Source organism: Burkholderia sp. SRS-25, from assembly GCF_004343765.1.
GTDB lineage: Bacteria > Pseudomonadota > Gammaproteobacteria > Burkholderiales > Burkholderiaceae > Burkholderia > Burkholderia contaminans.
This window is the reverse complement of record NZ_PTXM01000002.1, coordinates 137,300-163,399: the sequence shown is the minus strand read 5'-3', so window position 1 is coordinate 163,399 and position 26,100 is coordinate 137,300. Positions and strand designations below refer to the sequence as shown.

Below are 26,100 nucleotides of genomic sequence, written 5' to 3'. Positions count from 1 at the left end.
TCAATACGAGGAATTCCATCGATGCAAGTTCAGGATTCGACACCGGGCGTCGCGGCGTCCGGCTTGCGCGTCGACGGCGCTCGGCTGTGGGACAGCCTGATGCGTCTCGCGCGGATCGGCGCGACCGACAAAGGGGGCGTGTGCCGCCTCGCGCTCACCGAACTCGATCGCGACGCACGCGACCTGTTCGTCGCATGGGCGAGGGAAATCGGCTGCACGGTGCGTGTCGACGCGATCGGCAATATCTTTGCGCGACGCGCGGGCGAACGCGACGACTTGCCGCCCGTGGCGACGGGCAGCCATATCGACACGCAGCCGACTGGCGGCAAGTTCGACGGCAACTACGGCGTGCTGGCCGGCCTCGAGGTGCTGCGTACGCTCGACGACGCCGGGGTGCGCACGCGGGCGCCGCTCGAGGTCGCGGTGTGGACCAATGAGGAAGGCTCCCGCTTCGTTCCGGTGATGATGGGTTCCGGCGTGTTCGCGGGTGCGTTCACGCTCGACCATGCGCTCGCGCAATGCGACCGCGACGGCGTGTCGGTGCGCGATGCGCTGGCCGCGATCGGCTATGCGGGCGATGCGAACGACGGGCGCGGCGCGCATCCGGTCGGCGCATATTTCGAAGCGCATATCGAGCAGGGCCCGGTGCTGGAGGCGCACGATACGACGATCGGCGTGGTCGAGGGCGCGCTCGGGCAGCGCTGGTATGACGTGACCGTGCACGGCATGGAGGCGCACGCCGGCCCGACGCCGATGGCGCTGCGGCGTGACGCGCTGCTCGTCGCGTCCGATCTCGTGCGCAAGGTGAACGACATCGCGTGCGCGCATCCGCCGCATGGACGCGGCACGGTCGGCTGGGTCAATGTGCACCCGAATTCGCGCAACGTGATTCCCGGCCGCGTGACGCTGACCGTCGACCTGCGCGCGGCCGACGACGCGACGCTGGCGGCGATGGATGCGGAATTGCGCGCGACATGTGCGAACCTGGGGGCGGCAGCCGGGATGCGGATCGACATCGCGGCAGTGGTGTGCTTCCCGCCGCAGCCGTTCGATCCGGCGCTGGTCGAGCAGGTGCGGGCCGGCGCGGGCGCACTCGGACTGTCATCGATGAACGTGATCAGCGGCGCAGGCCATGACGCCGTGTATCTCGCGCGCGTGGCGCCGACCGCGATGATCTTCGTGCCGTGCAAGGACGGAATCAGCCACAACGAGATCGAAGACGCCGATCCGGCTCACCTGGAAGCCGGTTGCAACGTGTTGTTGCATGCGATGCTGGGCGCCGCCGGGATCGCGGAGGGCTCGGCACGATGAAAATCCTGATCGCCCGGATGAACCACGAGACCAATACGTTCTCGCCGGTGCCGACGCCGCTTGCCGCGTTCGGCCGCAACGGCCCCGACTGGGGCGGCGACGCGTATCGCGCGAATCGCGGGATGCGCACCGCGATGGCCGCGTTCCTCGACGCCGCCGAGCGCGAAGGCGCCGACATCGTGACGCCCGTATCCGCGGCCGCGAACCCGAGCGGGCCGGTCGCGGCCGACGCGTATGCGGCGATCTGCGACGCGATCGTCGCGGCCGCGCCCGGCTGCGACGCGGTGATGCTCGACCTGCACGGCGCGATGGTCGCCGAGCAGAGCGCGGACGGCGAGGGTGACCTGCTCGAGCGCGTGCGTGCGGCGTTGCCCGGCGCGCCGATCGCGGTCGCGCTCGATCTGCACGGGAACGTCACGCAGAAGATGGTCGATCACGCGGACGTGATCGTCAGCTTCAAGACCTATCCGCACGTCGATATGTACGAGACCGGTGAGCATGCGGCGCGCGTGCTGCTCGACCGGCTGCACGGCCGCGCGCGGCCCGTGCTCGCGTGGCGGCAGCCGCCGCTGATGGCGTCGACGCTGCGCAGCGCGAGCGCGGAAGGCGCGATGCGGCGCGCGGTGGAGGCCGCGCGCGCGGCCGAGGCCGACGGGATGCTCGCGGTATCGGTGCTGCCCGGCTTCTCGCTCGCGGACATTCCCGCACCGTGCATCAGTGTCGTGGTGGTGGCCGACGACGATCGGGCCGCGGCGGACGCCGTGGCCGAGCGTATTGCACGGCAGATCTGGGACGAGCGCGACGACTTCGTGTATCGCAGCGCGCCGCTCGCCGAATCGGTTGCACAGGCCGCGGCGCTCGCGCGCGACGCGGATCGCCCGGTGCTGATGCTCGATCATGGCGACAACTGCATGTCGGGCGGCCCGTGCGACACGATGGACCTGCTCGAAGCCGCGCTCGCGCACGGGCTCGACGGCATCGTCAGCGGGCCGTTGTGCGATCCGCAGGCTGTCGCCGCGCTGATCGACGCGGGTGTCGGCGCGACCGTCACCGTACCGGTCGGCAACCGCCTGCCGTCGCACGGCGGCGTGCGGCGCGCACCGTTTCGCGCGACCGGCATCGTGCGCGCGCTCACTGACGGCGAATACGTGATCACGGGGCCCACTTACACGGGCCAGCGGGCGTACATGGGCCGCACGGCCGTGCTCGACATCGGCGCGGCCGTGCTGGTCATCACCGAGCGTACGCAGGAGCCGTGGGATCTCGGCGTATTCGAAAGCGTCGGCGTCGATCCACGCCGCGCGCGCTTCCTGCTGCTGAAGTCGCGGATGTATTGCCGGCCGGTGTTCGTGCCGATCGCGGCCGCGCTGGTCGAGTGCGACAGCCGCGGCGTGACGGGTTCGGACTACGGGTTGTTCCATTACGCGCGTCTTGCGCGGCCCGTGTATCCGCTCGACGATGTCGGCGAATGGTCGTCGTCCGGCGCGCGACGGATGGATTGACGGAAACGAACCGGGCGCGAGACGCCGGATTGGCCGGCTTTCGGGCATCATGCGATGGCGCCGACCCGTCGAGCAGCAGGGTCGATGCCATCCATTGTGTCCGCAACCGATCCGGAGAATCGACCGACATGCATTCGAATCCATTTCGCCCGCGCAGCGCGCGCCTGCTCGCCGCGCTGACCCTCGCCACGACGGCCGTTGCCGCCCACGCCGCCGACTGGATCGTGTCCGGCAACGACGGCAAGTACCAGCGCGTCGAGGGCCGCGACACCTTTCTGGCTTCGCCGCCTGCCGACACGCTGACGCTGCTCGACGCCAGCACGTTCCCGCCGAAGGTCGCGCTGCAGGTCGACGTCGAGAACGGCATCCAGGGGCCGCCGCAGGCGGTCGCGATCACGCCCGACGCGAAGCTCGCGCTCGTCGGCGCGCCGACGCGCTACGACACGGCCGCGAAGCAGCTCGTGTTCGACACGTTCCTGCAGGTCGTGAATCTCGATGCCGCGCCGCCGTCGATCACGCGCATCGAGCTCGGCACGCATCCGCAAGGGATCGCGATCGACCGCGCGGGCAAGCTCGCGCTGGTCGCGAACGTCGACGGCAGCGTGTCGATCCTGCGCATCGACGGCACGAACGTGACGCTCGACGGCAACCTGAAGATCGGCAAGAAGCGGCTGGCCGGGATCAGCTTCACCCATGACGGCAAGCATGCGCTCGTGTCGCTGCGCGACGAGCAGGGCATCGCGGTGCTGAACGTCGACGACGGCAAGGTGACCGACAGCGGGTCGCGCCTGAGCACCGGCGTCGCGCCTTACACGATCGACGTGTCGAGCGACAACCGCTGGGCCGTCGTCAGCAACGTCGGGCTCGCGGGGCTGCCGGGCTATACGGGCACGCTCGCGGGCGACGCCGATACCGTTGCGCTGATCGACGTGTCGCGCGTGCCGTTCCGCGCGGTGCAGTACCTGACGGTGCCGTCGCTGCCGGAAGGCGTCGCGATCTCGCCGAACGGCAAGTGGATCGCCGTGCAGGCGATGGACGGCTCGAACCTGACGGCCGACAACCCGGGCCGCCACAAGATCGGCAAGGTGCTGCTGTTCGAGATCCGCAACGGGCAGGCCGTGAAGGTGAGCGAGCTTCCCGGCGGCGAAGCCGCGCAAGGCATCGTGTTCACCGCCGACAGCCGGCACGTGATCGTGCAGTTCAACGTCGAACGGCAACTGGCGCTCTATTCGGTCGAAGGCGGCAAGCTGCACGATACGGGCAAGCGGATCGCGCTGACCGGTGGGCCGTCGTCGTTGCGCACGTTGCCGCGCTGATGCGCTGATACGCACGGCATTGGCCCGTTCAGTTTCGTAGGTTCATGCGGCGCCCGGGTTCGCCGGGCGCCTGTCGATGCACTCCCCGTGCGCCGCCGTTGCAACGCAACAATGGCGGGAATGTGTATCAAAATCCACTTAACGCCGAATTGTTTAGTTAAACAAACTGAAAATTCGGGAAACTTCCTGTAGTGAATAAACAGTCGTTGCGGCACTGTAAGCCCTCGGGAAGCTGGTGACGTTCCAGGAGACAGGGTAAAGGAGGAGACGGTTGCGGCGGCAACGATCGTCGCCGGGTAATCGCATGTGAAGGTCGGCGTGACGTCGCTTGGGGGGATCAGCCGACATCACGCCGCGCGGCATCGATGTGCCGCGCGGGGCCGCAAGCCGGGCGGCGTGCCGGATGATCGTCGGCACCGGATCAATCGTTTTAATTAACGGTACTAAACGAAAAAATGAAAAATCCACGACTCTTGCTCGTCGCCGCACTGACTTGCGCGGCGCTGGCCGCGTGCGGCGGCGACGACATGACCGGTGTCAAGACGGCCAGCAACGGCGCAGGAGACACGCCGTCGACCGTGCCGCCGACCTCGGGGCCGTCGCAACCTTCGCAGCCGGATCAGCCGGCTCCGCCGAAGCGCACCGACATGGCGTTGACGCAGTTCGTCAATCCGCTGATCGGCACGCAGGTCAATGCGGATTCCGGCTACGCGGGCAACGTGAGCCCCGGTGCGATGGTGCCGTTCGGGATGGTGAATTTCGGGCCGAACACGCCGCGCTACGACTTCAACGGCTCGGGCGGCTACCTGTCGTCGGGCGGGTCGGGCGGCACGATCGACTTCTTCAGCGTGACGCACCTGAGCGGCGTCGGGTGCCCGGGGCAGGGCGCGGTCGCGATGCTGCCGACCGATGCGGCGACGGCCGTGGCATCGGGCGGCCGGCCGATCGGCATCGGGTACAGCTACGCGGATGAAACGGCCGAACCCGGGTACTACAAGGTGCGTCTCGCGAACGGCATCGTGACGGAGCTGAGCGCGACCGCGCGCTCCGGCATCGCGCGTTTCACGTACACGAACAAGGACAAGGGCTTTTTCTCGATCGACGCGAAGCTGAACGGCAACAGCGATTCGGGCAGCACGAAGGTCACTGCGAACAACGTCGCGCTGGCGCTCGCGAGCGACGGCAAGTCGATGAGCGGGCAAGCCGTGGCGCCCGCGTTTTGTACGCCATACGGCACGGTATGGAATGCGCCCGTGTATTTCTACGCGACCTTCGACAAGCCGCTGCGCAAGCAGGCGGGCACGTCGGCGGTGAATACCGCCAGCAACGGCGCGGCGACGCTGCAGTTCGACCTGACCGACACGGACCGGACCGTCACCGTGAAAGTCGGGGTGTCGTCCGTCAGCGTCCGCAATGCCGAGGCGAACCTGAAAGCAGAGGGCGAGAAGCTCGCATTCGACGATGCACGCAAGAACGCGTCCGGTCTGTGGAACGACCGGCTCAACACGATCCAGATCGACCAGGCCGCGACACCCGCAGCGCTGAACGCGACGCAGAAGGCGAACCTGACGAAGTTCTATACCGCGCTCTATCGCGTGTTCGGCACGCCGACGCTCTACAGCGACACGAACGGCGAATTCCGCAGCATGCGCCAGCCCAGGAACGCGGACGGCAGCTATCCGAAGTCGGTCGACCAGACCGGCACGATTCCGCCGCGCGCGACGGCCAAGGTTGGCGATTACGCGTTCCGGCGCGCCGACGGATCGCAGGGCGGCGCGGCCAACCACTACACGGGTTTCTCGCTGTGGGACACGTACCGGTCGCAGGCGCAGTTGCTGGCGCTGCTGGCACCGAAGGAATCGAGCGACATGATGCAGTCGCTCGTCGTCGACGGGTTGCAGTGCGGCGCATTCCCGCACTGGGTCGACGGCAGCGACGACTCGACGCCGATGGCGGGCGACAACGCACTGAACGTGATTGCCGGTGCGTACAAGTTCGGCGCGACCGATTTCGACCTGGTATCGGCCGCCCGCCTGACGAAGCAGTCGGCGTTCGATCCGTCGAGCGCGTGCAACGACCGCACGAGCGCAGCGGGCCTCGCCAATTTCCTGACGGCCCACTACCTGTCTCAGAGCGACGATGGTCACTCGTCGTCGGCGACCATCGAGCGCGTGCTGAGCGACCGTTCCGCGGCCGCGTTCCTGCAGGCGCTGCCCGCCAGCGTGCTGAACGCGCCGTCGGTCGGCGTGACGACCGACAACATCGGCACGCTGTACACGCGGGCCGGATGGTGGCGCAACATCTTCGACTACACGAACAAGGTGATCGCCGCGCGCAACGCGCCGCCGGCCGGCTCGGCGCCCGGCACGCTGGGCACGCTCGTGCCGGGTTCGTTCCACGAATCGACGGAGCCGAACTACTTCTGGACCTTCGCGCAGGACTGGAGCGCGCTGATCGACGCGATCGGCGGCAAGCAGGCAGCCGTCATGCGGCTGAACACCCTGTTCGCGATCACGACGCCGTTCTCGACCGTGCCGTCCTCCGGCAGCCTGAACGGCGGCGAATCGTCGAACAACCTGTACATCGGCAACGAACCGTCGTTCCAGTCGCCGTGGGGATACAACTGGGCCGGGCAGCCGAGCGGCGCACAGTACGTTCTCCCGATCATCATGTCGAAGTCGTTCACGACCGCCCGCGACGGGCTGCCGGGCAACGACGACATGGGCGCGACGTCGAGCTGGTACGTGTGGGCGGCGCTCGGGATGTTCCCGGTCATTCCGTCGGAAGCGGGGCTGGCGCTGTCCACGCCGCAGTTCAGCGGGATCACCGTCTGGTTCGGCAACGGCAAGACGCTGCGGCTCGAAAGCGACAAGCAGGTCGCGATGGACAGCGCGGGGCGCCCGTCGTTTGCATATATCCAGTCGCTGAAGGTCAACGGCGCGGATTACGCGGGGTCATGGCTGCCGCTGGGCAAGATCGCCAACGGCGGCACGATGAACTACGCGCTGTCCGCGACGCCGACGCAATGGGCGGCTGCCGACAACCTCACACCACCGTCCGGGCCGAACGCGGACTACACGCAGATGACGGCCGGCGGAGCGTCAGCCGCGACGCGCATGCGCCAGGCCGGCGCGCGATGAACGCCAGCGGGCACGCGCAGCGGCCACCGTGCGTGCCCGTCGAGACGATGCCATCCGGGAGAACGACAACATGCAATCGAAATCGCGCCGGAAATTCCTGTCTTACAGCGCAGCACTCGCCGGTACGAGCTGGCTCGCCGGCTGCAACGGCGATATCGATCCGGCGGCGGCCGCCGCCGGCACGCCGGGCGCCGACGCTCCCGCGATGGCCCCGCCCACCATGCCGGGCGTGCCGAGCGACCCGGAGCGCAGCCTGCTGGCCACGCAGGAACTCGCCACGAACTGGACGTTCGCATCGGCGAGCAGCCTGCCGGGCACCGGCGGCGCGCAACTGTCGGGCGCGGCCGGCGTGACGGGGATGGCGCCGGCAACGGTGCCCGGCACCGTGTTGAACAGCATGATCGTCAACGGCAAGTATCCCGATCCGTTCTACGGCCGCATCGTCACCGACACCATTCCCGACACGCTGAAAGACACCGACTACTGGTACCGGACGACCTTCGCCGCGCCGGCGCGGCAGCCCGGGCAAAGGCTGTGGTTGCGCTTCGGCGGCGTCAACTACTGCGCCGAGGTCTGGCTGAACGGCGCGCTTGTCGGCCGGCTGGAAGGCGCGTTCAAGCAGGGCGCGTTCGACGTCTCGCGACTCGTGCCGCAGGCGGGTGCCATGGCGAATCTCGCGGTGCGCGTGGTCAAGCTGGATTTCTCCGAAGGGCCGCTGCTGCCGAGCTACGAGAGCGGCGTCACGCGCGGCGGGCGCAACGGCGGCCCGACCGGCGTCACGCTGAAGAACGGGCCGACGTTCTTCTGCTCGGCGGGCTGGGACTGGCTGCCGACGATTCCCGATCGCGAGCTCGGCATCTGGCAGCCCGTGACCTGGTTCACGACCGGCGCGGTGCGCATCGCGGCGATCCATGTCGCGCACACGCTGTCCGCCGACCTGTCGCGCGCCGAGTTGCGGCTCGATCTCGAACTGGACAACGGCTCGGGCGCCGATCTCGTCGCGACGCTCGTCGGCACCATCGGCAACGGCGCACCGTTCACTCATGACATCGCGATTCCCGCGTCGAGCACGACGACGAAGGTGTCGCTCACGTCGTCGGATATCGCGGCGCTGTCGATCAGGCAGCCGCGCCTGTGGTGGCCGAACGGGTACGGCGATCCGAATCTTCATGCGGTGACGGTTGGCGTCAAGGTCGGGCGCCTGCTGTCGGACGAGCGCACGCTGAACATCGGCCTGCGTCGCATCGAATACGCGCGCGACATCGGCATGGGCAAGCAGTTGAGCATCACGATCAACGGCCTGCCGATCCTTGTAATGGGCGGCAACTGGGGGCTCGACGAAGCGCTGAAGCGCATCCCGCGCGCGCGGCTGTTCAACCAGGTGCGGCTCCATCGCGATGCGAACCTCAACCTGATCCGCAACTGGAACGGGCAGAGCACGAGCGACGATTTCTTCGACGCATGCGACCGCTACGGGATCCTCGTCTGGCAGGATTTCTTCTTCTCGACCGAAGGAGACGGGTCCGGGCCGGCCAACGTGCCGCGCGATCTCGACGACATCCGCGACGTGATCGCACGCCACCGCCATCGGCCGTCGATCCTGCTCTGGTGCGGCGGCAACGAAGGTTCGCCGCCGCCGGCACTGGTCAAGGGGCTCGACGCACTCGTCGCCGAGCTGGACCCGCAACGCCTGTGCCTCACGAGTTCGGCCGGCGATACGGGTGCGGGTGCAGTGAACGGCTATTCGTCAGGCGGCCCGTACAACTGGGCCTCGCCGCAGGCCGCGTTCAGCCGCGGCTACGGCACGACGTCGGTCGCGTTTCACAACGAAGTCGGCTCGCATTCGATCCCGACGCTCGAATGTGTCGAAGCGATGCTGCCGCCCGGCTCGTACGAATGCCCCGACGATTTCTGGGCCGATCGCGACATGAACGGCAACGGCGCGTACTACCCGGCGGTCGGCAAGCAGGGCGGCGCCGGCTACATCGCGATGACGGCGCTGCGCTACGGCGCGATCCGGAATCTCGCGGATTTCGTGCGCAAGGCGCAGATGATGAACTACGAATGCATCCGCTCGATCTACGAGGCGAACGCGGCCGTGATGATCGGCCCGGTGGCCGGGAAGATCACGTCGCCGGCCACCGGCGTGATCATGTGGATGACGAACCCCGCGCAGCCGAGTTTCGTGTGGCAGATGTACAGCCACGATCTCGAGGCGCACGCGTCGTTCTTCGCGGTGCGGCACGGGTGCCGTCGCGTCAATGCGATTCTCGATGCGAGCACGGCCGACGTGACGATCGCGAATCACACGGCGGCAGCCGTCACCGGCCGCGTCGAGATGCGCGTGTACAACCTCGACGGCACGCTGAGCAGCCGCACTATCGCGGACGTCGGCGGCGTCGCGAAGGCGTCGTACCGCGTGGTGGCGAATCTCGCGTCGGCGCTGGCCGCTGCGAAGTCGGACGTGTGCATCGTCGCGCTCGCGCTGGCCGATTCGGGCGGCAATACGCTGGCCGAGAACGTCTACTGGCGGCAACGCGACGGGGGCGACGACGCATACACGTCGCTCGACACGATGCCGGGCGCGGCCGTGTCCGTCAGCGCATCGTCGGCCGAGGCCGACGACGTGACCACGCGCATCACGGTCGACGTCGCGAACATCGGCGCCGCCGTCGCGCTGATGACGCACGTGCAGGTATTCGATCCGTCGACCGGCGAGCGTGTGCTGCCGGCGTTCTACAGCGACAACTACCTGAACCTGATTCCCGGCGGGAAGCGGCGGATCACGATCGACCTCCCGCATGCGGGCGGCGCGCCGGTGTCGCGCGTCGCGCTGCGCGTCGACGGATGGCGGCTCGATCGCCCGAACTGCCGGCTGGGGCTCGGCGGCGTGCCGGTCGTGTTCAACGAGCGCGCGCTGGCGGTCGCGCCGCCGGTGCCGACGTTCGCGGCCTGCTGACGGTGGTGTGTGCTGAGTAAGGCCGCGCCAAGCGGGCACGAGCCGGAGAAGCGCCGCGTGAATGCGCGCGGTGTTCGTTGCCTGCCGGATAGCCGGCACGCTGCTATTGCTCGAGGAATCTGTCGAGCCAGCGCGGTGTCGCCGCGCGATCGAAGACGACGTGCAGCGACGGACCGAATGCGCCATATTCGAGCCCGTGGCGTTGGGCAAGCAGCGTCAGGGACTGGGCGGTGTGAAACGAGATGTGCCCGTTGCGCGGCACGCAGTACCACCACTGATCGATGCCTTGATCGAGGATGTCCCGGGTGATCAGCGACGTCTGGAACAGCAGCGCGCCGTCGGGCTTCCGATAGCGCATGATCTGGTCGAAGAGGTCGACCGGCGCCGGATGATGCTCGAACACCTCGAATGACAGGATCGTATCGAAGCGGCCTTCGGGCGGAACCGGGTGCGAGAACGGATCGTACGACGTCACGTCGGTGAAGCCGCGCGATACCAGTTTCCGTTCCAGCAAGCCCAGCCCCGAGCCGAAATCGAGCACCCGGCCTTCCCGCATTTCCGGAAAGCTGGTGCAGATCAGGTCGGCATGCTGTTGCGGACGGATCTCGAGATACTCGGGGTCGTGGCGCGGGTAGTCGGCGTTATAGACACGCTGAGCGAAATCGTCGTGGGTCCAGCTGTCGAACATCGGGGCCCACGTGAAGCCGCATTGCGCGCACGCATGGTAGTAGACCGGCACCCCCGCATACGGGTCGACCTTTTTCCCGGCAATGAAGTCGGCGCCGCAGCGCGAAAAATCGACCAGGCCGCAGATGGGCGCGGGGGCAGCACACACTTTGCAGGCAAGGGCCGCCGGCTGGCGATTCAGGTCGTGACTCAATTCCCGTTCTCCTGTTCTCGCCAGCGAGGCGTGCCTCTGACGGATGGTGCGGGAGAGGCTATCACAATCGCATCGGTCGTCGCGGCCGTGCGCGGCGGCGTCGCCAGGGGCGCTTACGGGCGCAGCAGGTCGAACCCGCCGAATACGACGACACCGCTCAATACGATCATCGCGACGGAGTGCTGGCCGAAGTAGAGAATCGCGGCGGCAAGCCACGTCGTGATGCAGAAGGCGCCGATGCGGGCCATCGTGTGTTCCTCGAATGCGTGAGAAGTGTGTGCGCGCCGCATGGCGTTCGCCGCTCGAAACGGCGAGCGGGGCGCGCATGCAGACGGGAAAGGCGACCCGCGCAGCCGCGACCGCGGCGCCGGCACGTGCCGCGTGCCGTGCCCGGAAGGGCGGGGGTCGAGCCCGGCGGCGTTGCGCACTCGCGCCCGGAGGCGGTCGGCGCGCGAGTGCCGCTGGCGAAGCCGCGATTTTACCAGCGCCGCGGTGCTCCCAATCTGGCCCTTTCGTGGTTAAACCCGTCGATCTTCGGGCAAATCAGTCCGTCCCCGATACTCAAGTGTCGTATGACGAATGCCGTAAACAATCTGGAAGGCGTTTCCTACTCCGTCACGACGCCTCCTGACAAACGGACCGACATCATGCAGATCGACTTCTCCACGACGACGCGATCCCCGCTGGCCGACAGCAGCGCGACCGCAACCAAGGCCGCCGCGACGCCGTCTACCGGCGACGCCGCGAGCACCACCGGCACCACCGGCACCACCGGCGCCAGCACCACTGACGCGACCGCCACCTCCGGTACGAAGGATGCGACCGGCGCCAGCGGCCAAACGCTCGGCGCATCGGGCGCGTCGTCGGACGACCCGGCGGTCAGCCAGTTGAAGGCGTTGATCGAGCGGCTGCAGAAGCAGCTCGCGGCACTGGAGCAGCAGATGGCGAGCGCGGGCCAGCGCGCGAAGGACGACCCGGCCGCGGCGATCCAGCAGCAGTCGCTGAGCGCGCAAGCCAGCGCGATCTCGGCGGCGCTTTCGACCGCGGTCTCGCAACTCGCGGCGGCGATCGCGAAATCGGGCGGCTCGCAGGCGGGCGGGCTGGTGTCGACGCAGGCCTGACCGGTCGCGGCCGTGTCGGCCGCCCGCATTACAATCGCAAGCTCGTCTCCCTCGACAGGACGGCTGAACGATGAATGCGGAATTCAACGACGACGACCTCGCCCGCTTCGAATCGCAAGGCGGCACGCCGCTGCCGGCGGCCGACGAGCAAGGGTGGCTGGAACACGACGGCGCGCGCATCTGGCACGCGTCGTTCGGCCAGGGCCCGGCGGTCGTGCTGCTGCACGGCGGGCTCGGCCACAGCGGCAACTGGGGCAACCAGGTGCCGGCGCTGCTCGCGGCCGGCTACCGCGCGATCGTGATCGACAGCCGCGGCCACGGCCGCAGCACGCGCGACGCCCAACCCTATTCCTACGAACGCATGGCCTCGGACGTGCTGACGGTGCTCGACGCGCTGCACGTCGATCGTGCGCGCTTCGTCGGCTGGAGCGACGGCGCGTGCATCGCGCTCGTGCTGGCCGCTCGCGCGCCGGAACGGGCGGCCGGCGTGTTCTTCTTCGCGTGCAACATGGACCCGGGCGGTACGAAGGAGATCGTGCCGAGCCCGCTGCTCGACCGCTGCTTCGCGCGGCACCGCAAGGACTACGCAGCACTGTCGGCGACGCCGGACCAGTTCGACGCATTCGTCGCGGCGGTCAGCGAAATGATGCGCACGCAACCGGATTACCGCGCGCAGGATCTCGCGGCGATTGCCGTGCCGGTGACCGTCGTGCTGGGCGAGTACGACGAATTCATCCGGCCCGAGCACGCGGCGTACCTGGCGCGCACGATTCCGGGCGCGACGCTGACGACGCTGCCCGGTGTGAGCCATTTCGCGCCGCTGCAGCGGCCCGAGCGGTTCAACGCGGCGATGCTGGCATTTCTCGAGCGGCTGCCGGGGTGACGGTCGCGCGGCCCGCCGGCGGCCGCGTTCTCTACTGCATTGCCGATTTCATCAGTTCGACGAAAGCGGTTCTACCCGGTCCTGTGCGGCGTGCGGGGCGAAAGACAGCGCGACGCGGCCGAAAAGAATCGCTGGGCTGCGAACAAGAGCGTAGGCCTGACGTGAATGCGGTGTCGCGCATGATCGAGATACCAACGCTGCGTTGAACCTCCTCCGATGCGGACGTGCATCGTCAGGCGTGGGCATCCCCCGCCGTTCGGCCCGGGACGGCGCCAAAAGTTTTTCTTTCGGCTCGCGCAACATATCGTCGATTGTTGGCGGCGAGCCGGCAAGGGATAGTCCTGCTTCAACAGGCCGGCCACCGTGACCTTCGCGCGGTGCGGCCGGAACCGTTGTCCACGCAACCATCAGAAATCAAAGGAACCGCAACCATGCGATTCAACGCGACACGCTTCGCCGCGACCCTGTTCGTCGCCGCGTGCGCCACCGCCACGGCCGGCCGCGCGGCCGCCGCCACGCAGGACGACCTCCACGACACCGTCACCCGCCACATCGCGCCGCTGATGAAGCAGTACGCGATTCCCGGCATGGCGATCGGCATCGTCGCCGACGGCAAGCCCTACGTGTTCGATTACGGCGTGATGTCGACGCAGACCGGCAAGCCCGTCACCGGCGATACGCTGTTCGAAATCGGCTCCGTCAGCAAGACGCTGACCGCGACACTCGCGGCCGATGCGCAGGAGGGCGGCGAACTGTCGCTGGCCGACCCGGCGGGCAAGTATCTGCCCGCGGTGCAGGGCAAGCCGTTCGGCGTCGTGACGCTGCTCAATCTCGGCACGCACACGCCCGGCGGCATGCCGCTGCAGGTGCCCGACAGCATCCGCGACGACGCGGGCCTGATCCGCTATCTGGCGGCGTGGCGGCCCGCGTATGCGCCGGGCACGTATCGCACGTATTCGAACGTCGCGATCGGCATGCTCGGGTGGCTCACCGCGAAGGCGATGCACAAGGATTTCGCGGTGCTGATGGAGCAGCGGCTCTTTCCCGCGCTCGGCATGACGCACACGTACATCAACGTGCCGGACGCACGCCAGGCCGACTATGCACAGGGCTATACGCAGGACGGCAAGCCGATCCGGATGACGGGCGGCATGCTGTGGCAGCCGGCCTACGGCGTGCGGACCACGGCGGCCGACCTGCTGCGCTTCGTGCAGGCGAACATGGGGCTGGTCGAAACCGCGCCGCGCCTGCAGCGCGCGCTCGAACGCACGCACACCGGTTATTTCCGCGCGGGGCCGCTGACCCAGGACCTGATCTGGGAGCAGTACCCGTATCCGGTCGCGCTGCCGACGCTGCTCGAAGGCAACTCGATGAAGATGCTGCGCGACGGGGTACAGGCCACCGCGATCAAGCCGCCGCTCGCGCCGAGCGCGGATACGTGGATCAACAAGACGGGCTCGACCAACGGCTTCAGTACCTATGTCGCGTTCGTCCCGTCGAAGCGGATCGCTATCGTGATGCTCGCGAACCGCAGCTATCCGAACGAGGACCGCGTGAAGGCCGCGTACGGGATCCTCGGCGCGCTCGACGGCCGGCGGTGACGTTTCCGGCGCTGGGGCCGGTGCGGCTTACTCCGGCGCTTGCTCTTCGTACGCGACGAAGATCTTCCGCGTGCGCTCGACGACTTCCCACGTGCCGCGAAAGCCCGGCGGAATGACGAAGCGATGGCCGGCGCGAAGGGTTTTCGCGTTGCCTTCCTCATCGGTGATCACCGACGTGCCTGCCAGGATCTCGCAGTATTCCGCTTCGGTGTAGGCGACCCGCCAGCGGCCGGGCGTGCTTTCCCAGATGCCGGTCGAGAAGCGGCCGCACGGGCTCGTGAAGCCGGGCGTGAGTGTCTGCAGCGGGTCGCCGGCAATCAGCTTCTCGGGCGGCACGCGGTATTGCACGGGTTCGCCGCTGGGGGTGAGGGCATCGGTGATGGCGGTAATGTCGAGCACGGCTGGCATCCTTCGTCGAAGTGAAATGAACGCGCCGACGGCGCGTTCGCATGATTCCATACTTGCGGGCGGTATTGGCGGTTACCGGCGTCGCTTCCCGTGTCGCGCGCGCACGGCCGTGACGAGCGCTTATGATGAGCGGACGACGCGGCAGCTGGATGCGCGAGAGACGAAAGGAGAAGCGATTGAGCATCGCATGGGATGGCATCACGGGCGCCGACGTGCTCGACGACGCGCAGGTCGCGAGCCGGCACGCGTTGGCCGACGCGGCGCGCAAGGGCGACTGGGCGACGATGCTCGACTGCATTGCAAAAGAGTACAAGCTCGTCAACGCGACACGGCTCGGCGGGAAGTCGCTTCATACCCCGCTGCACCAGGCCGCCTACGGCGGTGCGCCGCAAGCGGTCGTCGTCGAACTGTTGCAGCTCGGCGCGTGGCGCATGCTGCGCGATGCACACGGCGCGCGCCCGGTCGATATCGCCGCGCAGCGCGGGCATCGGCACCTGATCGATCTGCTGACGCCGCAGCCGCGACGCATCGTGCCCGACGAAACGCTGCGCGACATCCAGCGCCACTTCCACGAGATGATTCTCGGCCGCATCGCACATCTGCGCGTCGACGCGCTGCGCCTGCCCGAACTCGAACCGCTGCTTGAACTCGACGCGCAAGCCGAACGCGTGTGGTTCGGGGTGCCGGGCATGTATGGCGGGTTCGGCTATGCGCTGCGCGCCGACGGCGCCGCGGCCGTGCTCGTGTCCGAAAGCTGGAGCCGCGTGGTCGGTGGCTCGGGCCAGCGGCACGAGATCACGGCGCGCGGCTGCACGCTGGTCGAAGAGGGCTTCGTGTGACGGCCTTGCGCCGTCACGTTACCGCTCAGGCGACAACCGAGTCCGTTGCCTCGACGGCCGTCGCACCGTGCTCGGCCGACGCCCGCGCCGCTGCCGCACCCGCCAGCCGCCGATAGCGCGCGAGCGCCCACAGCGGGAAGTACGCGGTATAGCCGTGATACTTCAGGTAGAAGATGCGCGGAAAGCCCGGCGCATTGTGCGAGCGGTGCCACCAGAAGCCGTCTTCCTGCTGGACCGACTGCAGATACGCGATGCCGCGCTTCACCGAATCGGATTCGCAGTCGCCGAACGCCATCTGCGCGAGCAGCGCCCACGCGGTGAAGTTCGACGTGCTCTCGCCGCCATTGGTGCCGCCCAGCTTCGGGTCGATGTAGCTGTCGTTCGTCTCGCCCCAGCCGCCGTCAGCATGCTGCCGTGAGCGCAGCCATTCGATCGCGCGTGCGATATACGGCTGCGACTTGTCCTCGCCGGCGAGCGCGAGGCCGGCCAGCACGCTCCACGTACCGTAGATGTAGTTCGTGCCCCAGCGGCCCCACCAGCTGCCGTCGGGCTGCTGCGTGCGCTTCACGTAGTCGATGCAGCGCTCGACCGATGCGCGTTCTTCCGCGCGTTTCGTCACGCCGAAGCACAGCAGCACGCGGCCCGACACGTCCTCGGTCGGCGGATCGAGCAGTGCGCCGTGGTCGGCGAACGGAATCGCGTTCAGGTACATGCGGTCGCAGTCGGCGTCGAATGCCGCGAAGCCGCCGTTGCGCGATTGCAGCCCGCGCATCCAGTCGAGCGCGCGCGCGACGCGCGGCGCATACGGGTTCGTGCCGTCCGCGTTGGCATGCGTGCGGCCGCGGCGATCGAGCATCGCGGTGACGACCGCCGTGTCGTCGATGTCGGGGTAGTACGGGTTCGCGTACTGGAACGCCCACCCGCCCGGCTGGACATCGGCCGGCGCGTTCTCGATCCAGTCGCCGCGCAGGTCGTTCACCTGGCGTTCGGCCAGCCAGTCGTATGCGCGTGCGATGCGTTCGTCGAGTGCGCGCCGTGCGTCGCCCGGCTCGCCGTCTTCCGCCGCCGCCACGCCACGCGCCTGCTCGAGCGCCATCGTGCTCCACGCGGTGTCCCACACCGGCGACAGGCACGGCTGGCAATACATGCTGCCGTCCGGCCGCGTGACCACCAGCTTCTCCAGCGCGTTGTCGCAATCCCGCCGCAACGGGTGATCGTCCGGATAGCCGAGCACCTGCATCATCTGGTTGGCGTACACGATCGGCGGGAAGATGCCGCCGAGCCCGTCCTCGCCGTTCATGCGCTCCGCGCACCACGCCTCGGCATGGCGAATCGCGCGCTGCCGCAGGCCCTTCGGCATCAGCGGCTCGACATGGCGCACCGTGCGGTCGAGCGCGAGGAACAGCCTGCGCATGCCGCGGGCGGGCGGGAAGTACTGGCGCTCCTCGTCCGGCGGCGTGACGAACAGCTCGCGGATCGAGATGTTGCGCGGATTGCGCGCGCGCGCCTTCAGCGAGCACAGCACGAGCAGCGGCACCATCGTCGTGCGCGCCCAGTACGCGACCTTGTACATCGAGATCGGCACCCACTTCGGGAACAGCACGAATTCGACCGGCATGAACGGCGTCGCGCGCCACGGCACCTGGCCGAACGTCGCGAGCAGGATCCGCGTGAACACGTTCGCGCGGGCCGCGCCGCCGAGCTTCAGGATCGCGTCGCGCGCGCGGATCATGTGCGGCGCATGTTCGCTGTCGCCGGCCGCCTTCAGCGCGAAGTACGCCTTCACGCTGCACGACACGTCCGGATCGCCGTCGACGTACAGCGCCCAGCCGCCATGGGTGTCGAGCCGCTGGTTCGCGCGCAGGTAGCGCGCCATCTTCTCCTGGCGGATGTCGTCGATCTTGTCCATGAAATGCATCATCAGGATGTATTCCGCGGTGATCGTCGCGTCGGATTCGAGTTCGAAACACCAGCTGCCGTCGGGCTGCTGGAGACGCACGAGGGCGTCGCGTCCACGGGCGATCGCGGTGTCGAGCGCGGACCAGGGGGAGGGGGTGGCTGTAGTCATGCGGCGGATCATACCATCCGGCCGGAATGTTTATATCGAGACGCCGGGTGCTACCATCCGCACCATGAAAAAACACCTCGAACCCGTGCCGCGCGATGCGTCCGCGCCCGTCGAACCGGCCGGAACGGCTGGTGCGCGGGCGCCTGAGGCATCATCGGCGCCGGCCGTCCCCACCGCCGGCGTGCGTCGGAAAAAAGCGCCGGATCAGGTGCGTGCGCAGTTGCTGGCGGCTGCATCGGAAATCGCGACACATCACGGCGTGGCCGCGCTGACGCTCGATGCGGTGGCCGAGCGGGCCGGCGTGACGAAAGGCGCGCTGCAATATCACTTCGCGAACAAGCAGGGGCTGCTGGATGCGCTGTTCGGTCAGGCGACCGAGCGGTTCACCGCGCAGATGGCCGCGCGGGTGGCGGCGGATGCCGACGGCGCCGGCGCGGTGGCCCGCGCCTACATGCATGCGGTGCTCGACGAGTCGCATGCGGTCGCGAGTACCGATGTGCTGCGCGTGCTGGTCGCGTCGATGATCACCGACCAGGACACGCGCGCGCGCTGGTCGGTGCCGATGCGGGAATGGACACGGCCCGATCCCGTGCCGCTCGAGCAGGCCGCGACGCTGATGATCTGCCGGCTCGCCGCCGACGGGCTGTGGATTTCGAAACTGCTCGACAGCCTCGAGATATCCGCCGAATTGCGCGCGGAGATCGGCCGGCAGCTCGATGCGATGAGCCACGGCGTGTTTCCGAAGGGGCGCGACGGCGCCGCGTGATGCTGCGTCATGGCGTCTGGCCGCCGTGGCGCCCGGCTTGCGCCGGGATCGCTACGGCATCAGCCGGTCGAGCAGCGGCGACCGGAAGATCCGGTGCGGGTCGTAGCGTTCGAGGGTCGCGCGCGCCGTATCCCAGCTGCTCGACGGCGGCTGGCCTTCACGATGCAGGTTCGGAATCGTGGTGGTGAGCATCGTGTCGTCCTGCCAGGCGGCCGTGTCGGTATAGGCCCAGCCCTTCGACCATTCCGGGCGCACCGTCGCATACGAGCCGGTGTAGTTCGCGAGCATCCATTGCTCGATCTCGCGATAGAAGCGATCGGCGGCCGGCGTGCCCGGCAACGTCAGGATATCGAACCATACGGCGGTATCCCATTCCGGCCGGTCGGGGCGCGGCTTGAGCGCGGACAAGGCGGGCACGGCCGCGCCCGCGCCGGCATCGGCCGGCTTGTCGAGACCGGTGACGCGGATCTCGACGGGACCGTTCATCGGATACTCGCCGCGCGCCTTGTACGTGTCGACGCGGTTCTGATAGAACTGCACGAATTCGCTGATCACGCGCTGCACGTCGGCGCGCCGCGCCAGTACCGCGTAGCCGTTCGCGGTGACGCGCAGCGTCGTCGGCCGAATGTACTGCAGCACGGTGCGCGACCAGCCCCAGATGTCTCCGCTGAGCGTGAGTGCGAGACCGGCCGTCGTGATGGCCAGCTGCGTCTGGCCGAACAGCGGCGTCAATGCGCCTTCGCCGCCGATCACGATCCGCTTGACGAGATCCGAGATGGACTGCGAGATCGAATCGGAGAACGGATAGTTGTACGGCTGCGTGACGGCGCGCGACAGGAACGGCTTGCTGGGCGTCGGCGTCCAGACCTTGAGCCACGGCTTGGTCGTGAACGGGAACCAGATGGCTTCCACCCGGCCCGAGCCGTCGAGAAACGATGCGATCGTGCGGCCCGTCGTGCCGGGCGCGGCGAACAGTTCGGAGGCCGGAATATCGACGTAGCTCTGGCAGCGTAGCCGCTGGTTCGGCCCTGCCGTCAGCGTGACTTCGACGACGAGCGCTCGCCCGATGTGCGCGAGGAACGCGCCGATCTCGGGATCGCTGCGCTCGAACCGGCGCAGCACGTATTGCTGCCGGGCCGGATCGAACACGACCGCCGTGAGCGCGACCACGAGATTGCTCAGCGAGCCGTAGGTATGGCCCGGTTGCAAGGTTTCACCGGCCGCGGGCACAGCGGTGCCGTGTGCATCGATCGCGAGCGCGCCGCCGAGCGTGATGTCGCCCGGTGCCGGCGCGGCAATCACGCCGAGGCCAACCTGCTCGAGCGTCGCGAGCAGCGACTCCAGCGAGACGCCCGTTTGGGCGGTGACGCGCGCCGGACGCGCCGACGTGTCGACGGAGACGGCCGTCAGCGACTTCGTCGTATCGAGCAGCACGAGGTTCGCGGCGCCGGCGCCCGGGTCCAGCGTCAGCGGCGACCAGTTGTGCATGTAGCCGCGCGGGCGTATCCGGTAGCCGTTTGCGCGTGCCCAGTTGACGGTTGCGACGACGTCGTCGGCGGAGCGCGGCGCGGCGGTCCATACGTCCTGCACGGCGATCTCGCCGCTCCAGTTCTGGAATGCCTGCTTGTAAAGCGGGATGTCGGCCGGGAAGCCGGGCGGTGTCTCGCCGGCCGTTCGCGCGTGCGCCGCAACCTGGTAGAGCGGTGTCCAGCCGGTGACGATGCCGGCCGCCGCGAGCTTCGCCATGTCGGCCAGGAAGGCGCGACGCGGCGCAGGCTCGTCTCTGAAGTCGTGACTCATGGTGTGCTCCAATTTTTCGGAATTGTTTTGCAGATTGGAAAGACGACAAATGACGCGTTGAGACTCGTGTGGCAATTCGAGCAGGTGCGACGCGCGGGAAGTGTTGCGCGTGGGTGGGCCAGGATTGAAAAAAGACGGTGCGTTCGGCAATGCGCGGCCGCACATCATCACGGACGTCTAATAGGAAATCGGAAAACCGCCTGGCGATTGCTTTAATTGGCCGTCGGCCGGTTCTGTCGGCAAGCAGATAGGGAGATTCGACGGAATCGCGCGCGGCGAAGCGCTAGCCGTGGCGATCGATAAAAGATGATTTCACGTGAATATTAATCTTCATGTTTCGATTCTTTAAATAAACCCGTCCGCAGTTCAAGGTTGATTGACGATACGTCATGCATTTCGGTCGAAAGCGTAGCAATTTATCTATCGGGTGACAAGCGGGGGAGTTGACGAATTCCGAGTCATTTAATATGGAAATTTTATGACGGGAAATGGCTTCGTCCGTTGTGGGTATTTTGCAACGCGGCTGCCGGTGCCGCGCCACGTGGGCTTGGAGCGCAAATTATGCTTTGCCGTCGCGCATATTGAATCGATTGTTGAGCGAATCGAAATAACGTCCGGAAGACAATACCTGAAGCCGGGTCGATGAGCGGGAGGTAGGGTGAAATCCGATAATTCATCTCTCGAGCAAGGCTCCCCGGATGAAAATTCGAGGTATGCGTCGCCCGGGTGATTATTACAAAAGTTCGTGGTAAACGGATGTCGATTTATCGGTGTATTCATAATAATGCCAATGAGCGGCTCGCGAATTGATTGATTTCCGGTTCGTGAAAGATGTGTTTTAAAAAATAGATGTCGGGTTGACTGCAAATGTCTTGAATCGTCGCTATCATACGCGGCTGGGATATACATGGATCAAATTCAATGGAAAGAATCGTTTCGCTTTTTGATCGCGATTTTTCTTTGAATTCGCCGGGAACGCGCCCGCTTCGAGCCGGCGCCGGGTTTTCCGATTCAGGTTTCAGGCACGTCCGGCGGCGGCGCGTTTTCATCCGGCAACGCGAATCGGCCGAAATGGACGTTTCAGCCTTTTGCGGCTTCGCGAGTCGCCCGCATCGGGCTGAACTGGGAACGGCACGCCGTCGTCTCGCATGAGCCGGACGCATCGGCGCGCGCTGGCGGCGGCGCGTTGCCCGCCTGAAAAAAGGCGCGCGACGCAGCGCGACCCGACGCGCGCCGCGCAAACCGTGCCGGTTCGCCGGCGCTTGCGTTGCGCCAGGTCCTCAAGCACGCACAACAAGGAGAGTCAGATGTTCGCGAAGCTCGGGAAGGTGATTTCGAGCGCAGGCAGTGAGCGGTTCGCATCCGACATGCATGCATTGCTGGTCGAGTCGATTCCGCTCACGATCACCCGGATGACTGAATGGACGCTCGACGAGCCGGCGGGCGAAGTCGTCCGCGTGCAATCGCTCGGCGCGGCCGGCGCGCCGGGCGATGACGGGCGCGGCGCGCCGGCCGCGCACGGCGAGCGGGAACCGGCAGCGCATCCGCCGTTGAACCGGATCCTGGCGGCCTGCGACCGGCAGCTCATTCACATCAATCCGCTGATGCGGCGCGGCAATGGCGGCGAAGTCGCGCCGTCGCGCGGGCCGGGCGGCGGATTTCAGTGCCATCTCGTGTCGGGCAAGGCGAATCGCCGCTACGTGATCTCGCTGCACCGCACGGCATCGCATCGCGACTTCTCGTTGCGGGAGATGTCGTTCCTGAAGAATTTCGCCGATACGCTGCTGCCGCTCGTCGAGTGGCATGCGTCGACGTGCCGGCACGGCGAGCGGGAAGGTGCGACGGCACCCGGTGCGACGGCAGGCATGCCCGGCGTCGAGGCGCTGCGCCACGAGTTCGAATCGCGGCTCGCGCGCGCGAGGGTCGTGTTGTCGGCGCGTGAAAACGAAGTGTGCCTCGGCCTGCTCGCGGGCAAGATGCTGCGCGAAATGGCCGGCGAGCTCGGTGTGAAGGAGAGCACGATCGAGACGTACATCAAGCGCGCCGCGGTGAAGCTCGGCATCAGCGGCCGGCACGGGCTCACGAAATGGATGATCGACGATTCCGTACCGTGCGCGTCGGCGGCGTGACGCCGTCACACCATCACGCCGCGGACGCGCGACGCATGCCGCCGGGCATGCGCGTTCGGGCCGCGGGCCCTCAGGTTCCGAGGCGCGGCGACGCGTAGTCGCGCCGCATGCTTCTCATCTCGCCACTGCCAGCTTCCGTCGCGGCCCCGGCCGTCTCGTCGAGCATCCAGCGCGTCAGGCCATGACGCCCGCTGAAGCCCAGCTTGATGGCCGCCCGCTTCAGGTAGGTTTCGACGGTGCTTTCGCGCAGCGCGAAGCGCATGGCGATGGCGGGCACCGTGTCACCGGCCAGGAGTGCCGTGCATGCCTCGATCTCGCGCGTCGACAGCTTGACGCCGGCTTGCTGCAGGCGATCGGCGAACCGCCGCGCCACGCGCTCCCGGCCCGATTGCGTCGCCGGCGGCGCGGCGGTCGTCACACGAGCGGCCGGCGGAGCCGAATCGAGCGCCGCGACATGGCTCTCGACGATCGGAAACAGCACGTGCGAGAGTTCCTTGAGGAAGGTCCGCTCCTGCGGCGAGAAATCGTCGAACGTACAGGTGCGATACAACGAGATCACATAACAGTGGCCCCGCTTGCGGGTCACGAGGTGGAATTGCGCGTAGCGCGGCGACACGATCGCCGCCTGCATGAGGATGAAGCGGTCGAGCTGCGCGTGGATCGGGCCGTGGCCGGCGAGCGTGTCGTCGACGTGCAGGGGGCTCGTGCCCGGGCGCGGCGGCATCTGCGGCCCGCAACAGACAGCGGCCGCGCCGGTCTTCGCGAGCGCCGCGCCGACCGCGCCGAGGCTGCGCACCTCGGGAGGGCCGTCCGGCACGTCGTCGATCGCAAGCTCCGAAATGCGGATCTCGTCGACGGGGACCGCCGCGGCGATCAGGTTGTACATCATCCGGGGAAAACGTCGGCTCCCGCTGCTCGAGATCGCTTCGCCGACGTGTGCGAACAATCTGCTGAACTCCATGAAGGGATTCCTGATGAGACGTTGAAGCTGCGCTTGTGCGCATGAATGCCGACATGATTTAAACACCCGGTTGCGAACGCGTCTGTAACGGATTGCCGGGACAGACGCAACATTGCCGGCCGTCGAAGCCGGTACGGCGCACGGCGACCGTTGCGCCCGTCTGCGACGGATGGCGCGCACCATGTCCGAGTCCGGATCGCTGCTCATCCGGCAGCCTCGGCCCGGACGGCACACATGGCCGTATCGGAGAAGATGCGGCCGCTATCCAGGCGAATGACCCGATCCGCCAGCTTGAAGTACTGATCGTCGTGGGTGATGATGACGACGCATTTCCCGCGTGATTTCAGATCGGGAACCAGCACTTCATAGAAAAATCGCTTGAACACCGGATCCTGATCGGCGGCCCATTCGTCCAGGATATAAATCGGACGATCCTCGATGTACGCGCAAAGCAGCGCCAAGCGCTTGCGTTGCCCTGTCGATAACGCGCGGGTGGTCGAGTAGGTCCGGCCGGAAATCTCGATCTTGTCCGCCAGTTTCAGGGTGTCGAGGTATTTCCGGGCAAGCTCGATGCTTTCATTGCCCCGATCCGGTCCGATGATGCGATTGAACAAATGGAAATCGGTGAAGACGGCGGAAAACAGGTTTCGGTAGCGTTCCCTCGCAGCGTCGTCAACGACTTTTCCGTCGAGGGAAATCGTGCCGCCGGTAGGCGCATAGAGGCCGCTGAGGACCTTGCCAAGCGTGCTCTTGCCGCTGCCGTTTCCGCCGATCACGTAGACGAGTTCTCCGGCATGAATCGTCATGTCGATGGGGCCGAGCACGAAGTCGACCGATGCTTCATTGTCACGGTAGTTCATCGTCACGTCTTTCAACTCGATGACCTTCCATGACTTGGCCGACAGGGTTTCCACGTTGCCCGCAGGGCGCGGTTCCTCGTGTGAAGCCTGCGTGTCGTCGATCAGAAAGCCGAATTCCGCCAGCCGGGCGAGCGCGGTCTTGCCTTCGGCCACCACCGGCAGAATATTGATCAGCATGGTCAAGGGCCCCATCATGTAGAGCACGGCCAGAATGCTCGCCGTGAGTACGGAGGGATCCACGACGCCCAGCGAAGGTACGCCGAACAGCAGGCATCCGAGCAGGACCGCTACGGTGATCTGGCCGATGCTGTCGCCGCTCATGAACCAGAAGCGTTCTATGTAATTGAATCCCGCCACGCGCTTCGACGACAATTCGATCGCGGCGCGGGTAAACCAGCGTCGCCTGGCCCGGTTGAGCTTGAGCTCCTTGATGCCGAACACGAGGCCATGTGTGTATTCGTTGAACTGGACGAATTCATCGCGAACCCGCTCCGTAAAATTGACCGCCTTCCGATAGAAAAACAGATAAAGCACCAGGCCGACGAGGGTCAGGATGATCGTCGACGCGAACACGATCCACGAGAGATAGGCGAGATAGGCGATGCTGCAGATCAGGACGACTGATTGAACGATGATCGTCGGGATGGTCAGTAGGGTCTGGCTCAACTGCGGAATGTCCTGTGTCAGCATGGTCAGCACGTTGGGGGCGCCGCGTCTGTCGATTTCATCCAGCGGGGTCGCCAGGATCCGTTTGCACAGGTTGACGCGCAACCTCGTCATGACTTTCATGCAGGCATAGGAGGGCATCACGGCAGCGCAGCTCCTGCAGACCACCGCGACGACATTCACCGCGATGAAGAGCAGCAACAGCGTCTGGCGATCATCCTGGTCGTGCAGCACGGTGCTGATCAACCCGACGCCCGCGATCGACGCGATGCCGCTGACGAGGCCCGTCACGACCGTGCCCAGCGTCAGCCAGGGATGACTGCGCCACATCAGGGTGGCGGCGGAATGCCATGGCGGCGATTTGCTTTGAGCGGAATCCATGAGTGGCCAATAGGTCTCAGTTGATCAGGTGGCTGAGTTCGACATTGCTTGCCGCTGATCTCAACCTCGACGAGGTTTCTTGCTTGCCCAGGAACGTGATGCTTTCCACGATTCCCAGCGGCGAATCGGAAAACAGGATGCAGCACTTCAGCAGGCGCTGCGCGCGCTCCCAGCCGACGCCGTCCGGTGAATCGGCCACGCTTCGCAACGCGGCCTCGACCGACGCGGCCGTCCAGTCTTCGCTCCGTGCCAGCCGCGACTCGATCTGCCGAAGAAATTGCAGGAGCGTGCGGGGATTGCTTTCGATGCTGTACATGAGGATGTAATCGATCCGCAGTTTCTTCGTGATCAGCGGAAAAATCAGGTCGATCACGCCGGCGGTCGATTCGCATTTCCCATAAGCCAGTGAAATCGCGTCGCCGAGCTTGCAGTCCCGGTGAAGCGCATCCAGCGCGGCCTGTACGAACGCCGCTTCGAGGTCAACGGTGGTGAGTTGCATGATGTTCAAT

Annotated in this window: 21 protein-coding genes and 1 pseudogene; 12 read left to right on the top strand and 10 right to left on the bottom strand. The window is 66.7% G+C overall.

What is annotated here, in order from left to right; translation table 11 throughout:
* The first annotated feature begins 21 nt into the window (after positions 1-21).
* The 3 genes from C5O79_RS01560 (at position 22) to C5O79_RS01550 (ending at position 4,129) form a co-directional block, all read left to right on the top strand.
* Positions 22-1,311 carry a Zn-dependent hydrolase gene (locus C5O79_RS01560; RefSeq protein WP_122478284.1) on the top strand — a complete coding sequence of 430 codons (1,290 nt, stop codon included), beginning with the start codon at positions 22-24 and terminating at the stop codon, positions 1,309-1,311.
* A complete protein-coding gene (locus C5O79_RS01555) occupies positions 1,308-2,813 on the top strand; it encodes a M81 family metallopeptidase (RefSeq protein WP_122478281.1) in 1,506 nt (501 codons plus the stop codon). The genes C5O79_RS01560 and C5O79_RS01555 overlap by 4 nt, the downstream gene beginning before the upstream one ends.
* A gap of 128 nt (positions 2,814-2,941) precedes the next feature.
* Complete coding sequence (locus C5O79_RS01550; RefSeq protein ID WP_122478278.1) at positions 2,942-4,129, top strand: beta-propeller fold lactonase family protein; 1,188 nt, start codon at positions 2,942-2,944, stop codon at positions 4,127-4,129.
* 153 nt (positions 4,130-4,282) lie between these two features.
* On the opposite strand, the gene C5O79_RS01545 is transcribed toward C5O79_RS01550, so the two are convergent.
* The gene (locus C5O79_RS01545) at positions 4,283-4,597 is read right to left on the bottom strand and encodes a hypothetical protein (RefSeq protein ID WP_131931070.1); all 315 of its coding nucleotides are present in this window, start codon (positions 4,595-4,597) and stop codon (positions 4,283-4,285) included.
* On the opposite strand from C5O79_RS01545, the gene C5O79_RS01540 reads away from it, so the two are divergent.
* Positions 4,585-7,269: a glycoside hydrolase domain-containing protein gene (locus tag C5O79_RS01540; protein ID WP_122478276.1), complete on the top strand. Its 2,685-nt coding sequence runs from the start codon at positions 4,585-4,587 to the stop codon at positions 7,267-7,269. The two genes, C5O79_RS01545 and C5O79_RS01540, sit on opposite strands and share 13 nt — an antisense overlap.
* 70 nt (positions 7,270-7,339) lie before the next feature.
* On the top strand, positions 7,340-10,228 hold the full coding sequence (locus tag C5O79_RS01535; RefSeq protein ID WP_131931069.1) for a sugar-binding domain-containing protein: 2,889 nt from the start codon (positions 7,340-7,342) through the stop codon (positions 10,226-10,228).
* A gap of 103 nt (positions 10,229-10,331) precedes the next feature.
* On the opposite strand, the gene C5O79_RS01530 is transcribed toward C5O79_RS01535, so the two are convergent.
* Both C5O79_RS01530 and C5O79_RS38780 read right to left on the bottom strand, forming a co-directional pair.
* Positions 10,332-11,108, bottom strand: coding sequence for a class I SAM-dependent methyltransferase (locus C5O79_RS01530; RefSeq protein ID WP_122478271.1), 777 nt, complete (start codon positions 11,106-11,108; stop codon positions 10,332-10,334).
* 113 nt (positions 11,109-11,221) lie between these two features.
* Positions 11,222-11,356 (bottom strand): hypothetical protein, encoded by a 135-nt coding sequence (locus tag C5O79_RS38780; RefSeq protein ID WP_006767081.1) that lies wholly within the window; start codon positions 11,354-11,356, stop codon positions 11,222-11,224.
* Between the two features lie 399 nt (positions 11,357-11,755).
* Here C5O79_RS38780 and C5O79_RS01520 point away from each other — a divergent pair, with 399 nt between their 5' ends.
* The 4 genes and pseudogenes from C5O79_RS01520 (at position 11,756) to ampC (ending at position 14,713) form a co-directional block, all read left to right on the top strand.
* On the top strand, positions 11,756-12,229 hold the full coding sequence (locus tag C5O79_RS01520) for an ABC transporter C-terminal domain-containing protein (RefSeq protein ID WP_122479011.1): 474 nt from the start codon (positions 11,756-11,758) through the stop codon (positions 12,227-12,229).
* 70 nt (positions 12,230-12,299) lie between these two features.
* Positions 12,300-13,112, top strand: a complete 813-nt coding sequence (locus tag C5O79_RS01515; protein WP_122478268.1) for an alpha/beta hydrolase — start codon at positions 12,300-12,302, stop codon at positions 13,110-13,112.
* Positions 13,113-13,125: 13 nt separating this feature from the next.
* Positions 13,126-13,479, top strand: a pseudogene (locus tag C5O79_RS38455) (zinc ribbon domain-containing protein); the annotation flags it as partial.
* Positions 13,480-13,543: 64 nt separating this feature from the next.
* Positions 13,544-14,713, top strand: coding sequence for a class C beta-lactamase (gene ampC, locus C5O79_RS01505; RefSeq protein WP_122478266.1), 1,170 nt, complete (start codon positions 13,544-13,546; stop codon positions 14,711-14,713).
* Between the two features lie 27 nt (positions 14,714-14,740).
* Here ampC and C5O79_RS01500 read toward each other — a convergent pair whose 3' ends face one another.
* Positions 14,741-15,121: a cupin domain-containing protein gene (locus C5O79_RS01500; RefSeq protein WP_082138623.1), complete on the bottom strand. Its 381-nt coding sequence runs from the start codon at positions 15,119-15,121 to the stop codon at positions 14,741-14,743.
* Positions 15,122-15,297: 176 nt separating this feature from the next.
* Between C5O79_RS01500 and C5O79_RS01495 the strand changes: the two genes are divergently transcribed.
* A complete protein-coding gene (locus C5O79_RS01495) occupies positions 15,298-15,960 on the top strand; it encodes an ankyrin repeat domain-containing protein (protein WP_052759289.1) in 663 nt (220 codons plus the stop codon).
* A 25-nt stretch (positions 15,961-15,985) separates the two neighbouring features.
* Here C5O79_RS01495 and shc read toward each other — a convergent pair whose 3' ends face one another.
* Positions 15,986-18,040 (bottom strand): squalene--hopene cyclase, encoded by a 2,055-nt coding sequence (gene shc, locus C5O79_RS01490; protein WP_131931068.1) that lies wholly within the window; start codon positions 18,038-18,040, stop codon positions 15,986-15,988.
* Positions 18,041-18,092: 52 nt separating this feature from the next.
* Between shc and C5O79_RS01485 the strand changes: the two genes are divergently transcribed.
* Entirely contained in the window at positions 18,093-18,794 is a 702-nt protein-coding gene (locus C5O79_RS01485) for a TetR/AcrR family transcriptional regulator (protein WP_122478260.1), read from the top strand.
* Between the two features lie 51 nt (positions 18,795-18,845).
* Here the strand turns inward: C5O79_RS01485 and C5O79_RS01480 are convergent, their stop codons facing one another.
* Together C5O79_RS01480 and C5O79_RS01475 are read right to left on the bottom strand one after the other, a co-directional pair.
* The gene (locus C5O79_RS01480; RefSeq protein WP_122478258.1) at positions 18,846-20,594 is read right to left on the bottom strand and encodes a cholesterol oxidase substrate-binding domain-containing protein; all 1,749 of its coding nucleotides are present in this window, start codon (positions 20,592-20,594) and stop codon (positions 18,846-18,848) included.
* Between the two features lie 776 nt (positions 20,595-21,370).
* A complete protein-coding gene (locus C5O79_RS01475; RefSeq protein ID WP_124648034.1) occupies positions 21,371-21,643 on the bottom strand; it encodes a hypothetical protein in 273 nt (90 codons plus the stop codon).
* A gap of 258 nt (positions 21,644-21,901) precedes the next feature.
* Between C5O79_RS01475 and C5O79_RS01470 the strand changes: the two genes are divergently transcribed.
* On the top strand, positions 21,902-22,723 hold the full coding sequence (locus tag C5O79_RS01470; RefSeq protein ID WP_046547122.1) for a helix-turn-helix transcriptional regulator: 822 nt from the start codon (positions 21,902-21,904) through the stop codon (positions 22,721-22,723).
* A 70-nt stretch (positions 22,724-22,793) separates the two neighbouring features.
* Here the strand turns inward: C5O79_RS01470 and C5O79_RS01465 are convergent, their stop codons facing one another.
* Genes C5O79_RS01465 through C5O79_RS01455 form a run of 3 tightly spaced genes read right to left on the bottom strand, consistent with a single transcriptional unit; the run spans position 22,794 to position 26,090 of the window.
* Positions 22,794-23,891 carry a LuxR C-terminal-related transcriptional regulator gene (locus C5O79_RS01465; protein WP_226236178.1) on the bottom strand — a complete coding sequence of 366 codons (1,098 nt, stop codon included), beginning with the start codon at positions 23,889-23,891 and terminating at the stop codon, positions 22,794-22,796.
* Complete coding sequence (locus C5O79_RS01460) at positions 23,888-25,591, bottom strand: cyclic peptide export ABC transporter (RefSeq protein ID WP_122478253.1); 1,704 nt, start codon at positions 25,589-25,591, stop codon at positions 23,888-23,890. The genes C5O79_RS01465 and C5O79_RS01460 overlap by 4 nt, the downstream gene beginning before the upstream one ends.
* Before the next feature lie 16 nt (positions 25,592-25,607).
* Positions 25,608-26,090 (bottom strand): hypothetical protein, encoded by a 483-nt coding sequence (locus tag C5O79_RS01455; RefSeq protein ID WP_122479009.1) that lies wholly within the window; start codon positions 26,088-26,090, stop codon positions 25,608-25,610.
* Positions 26,091-26,100 lie beyond the last annotated feature (10 nt).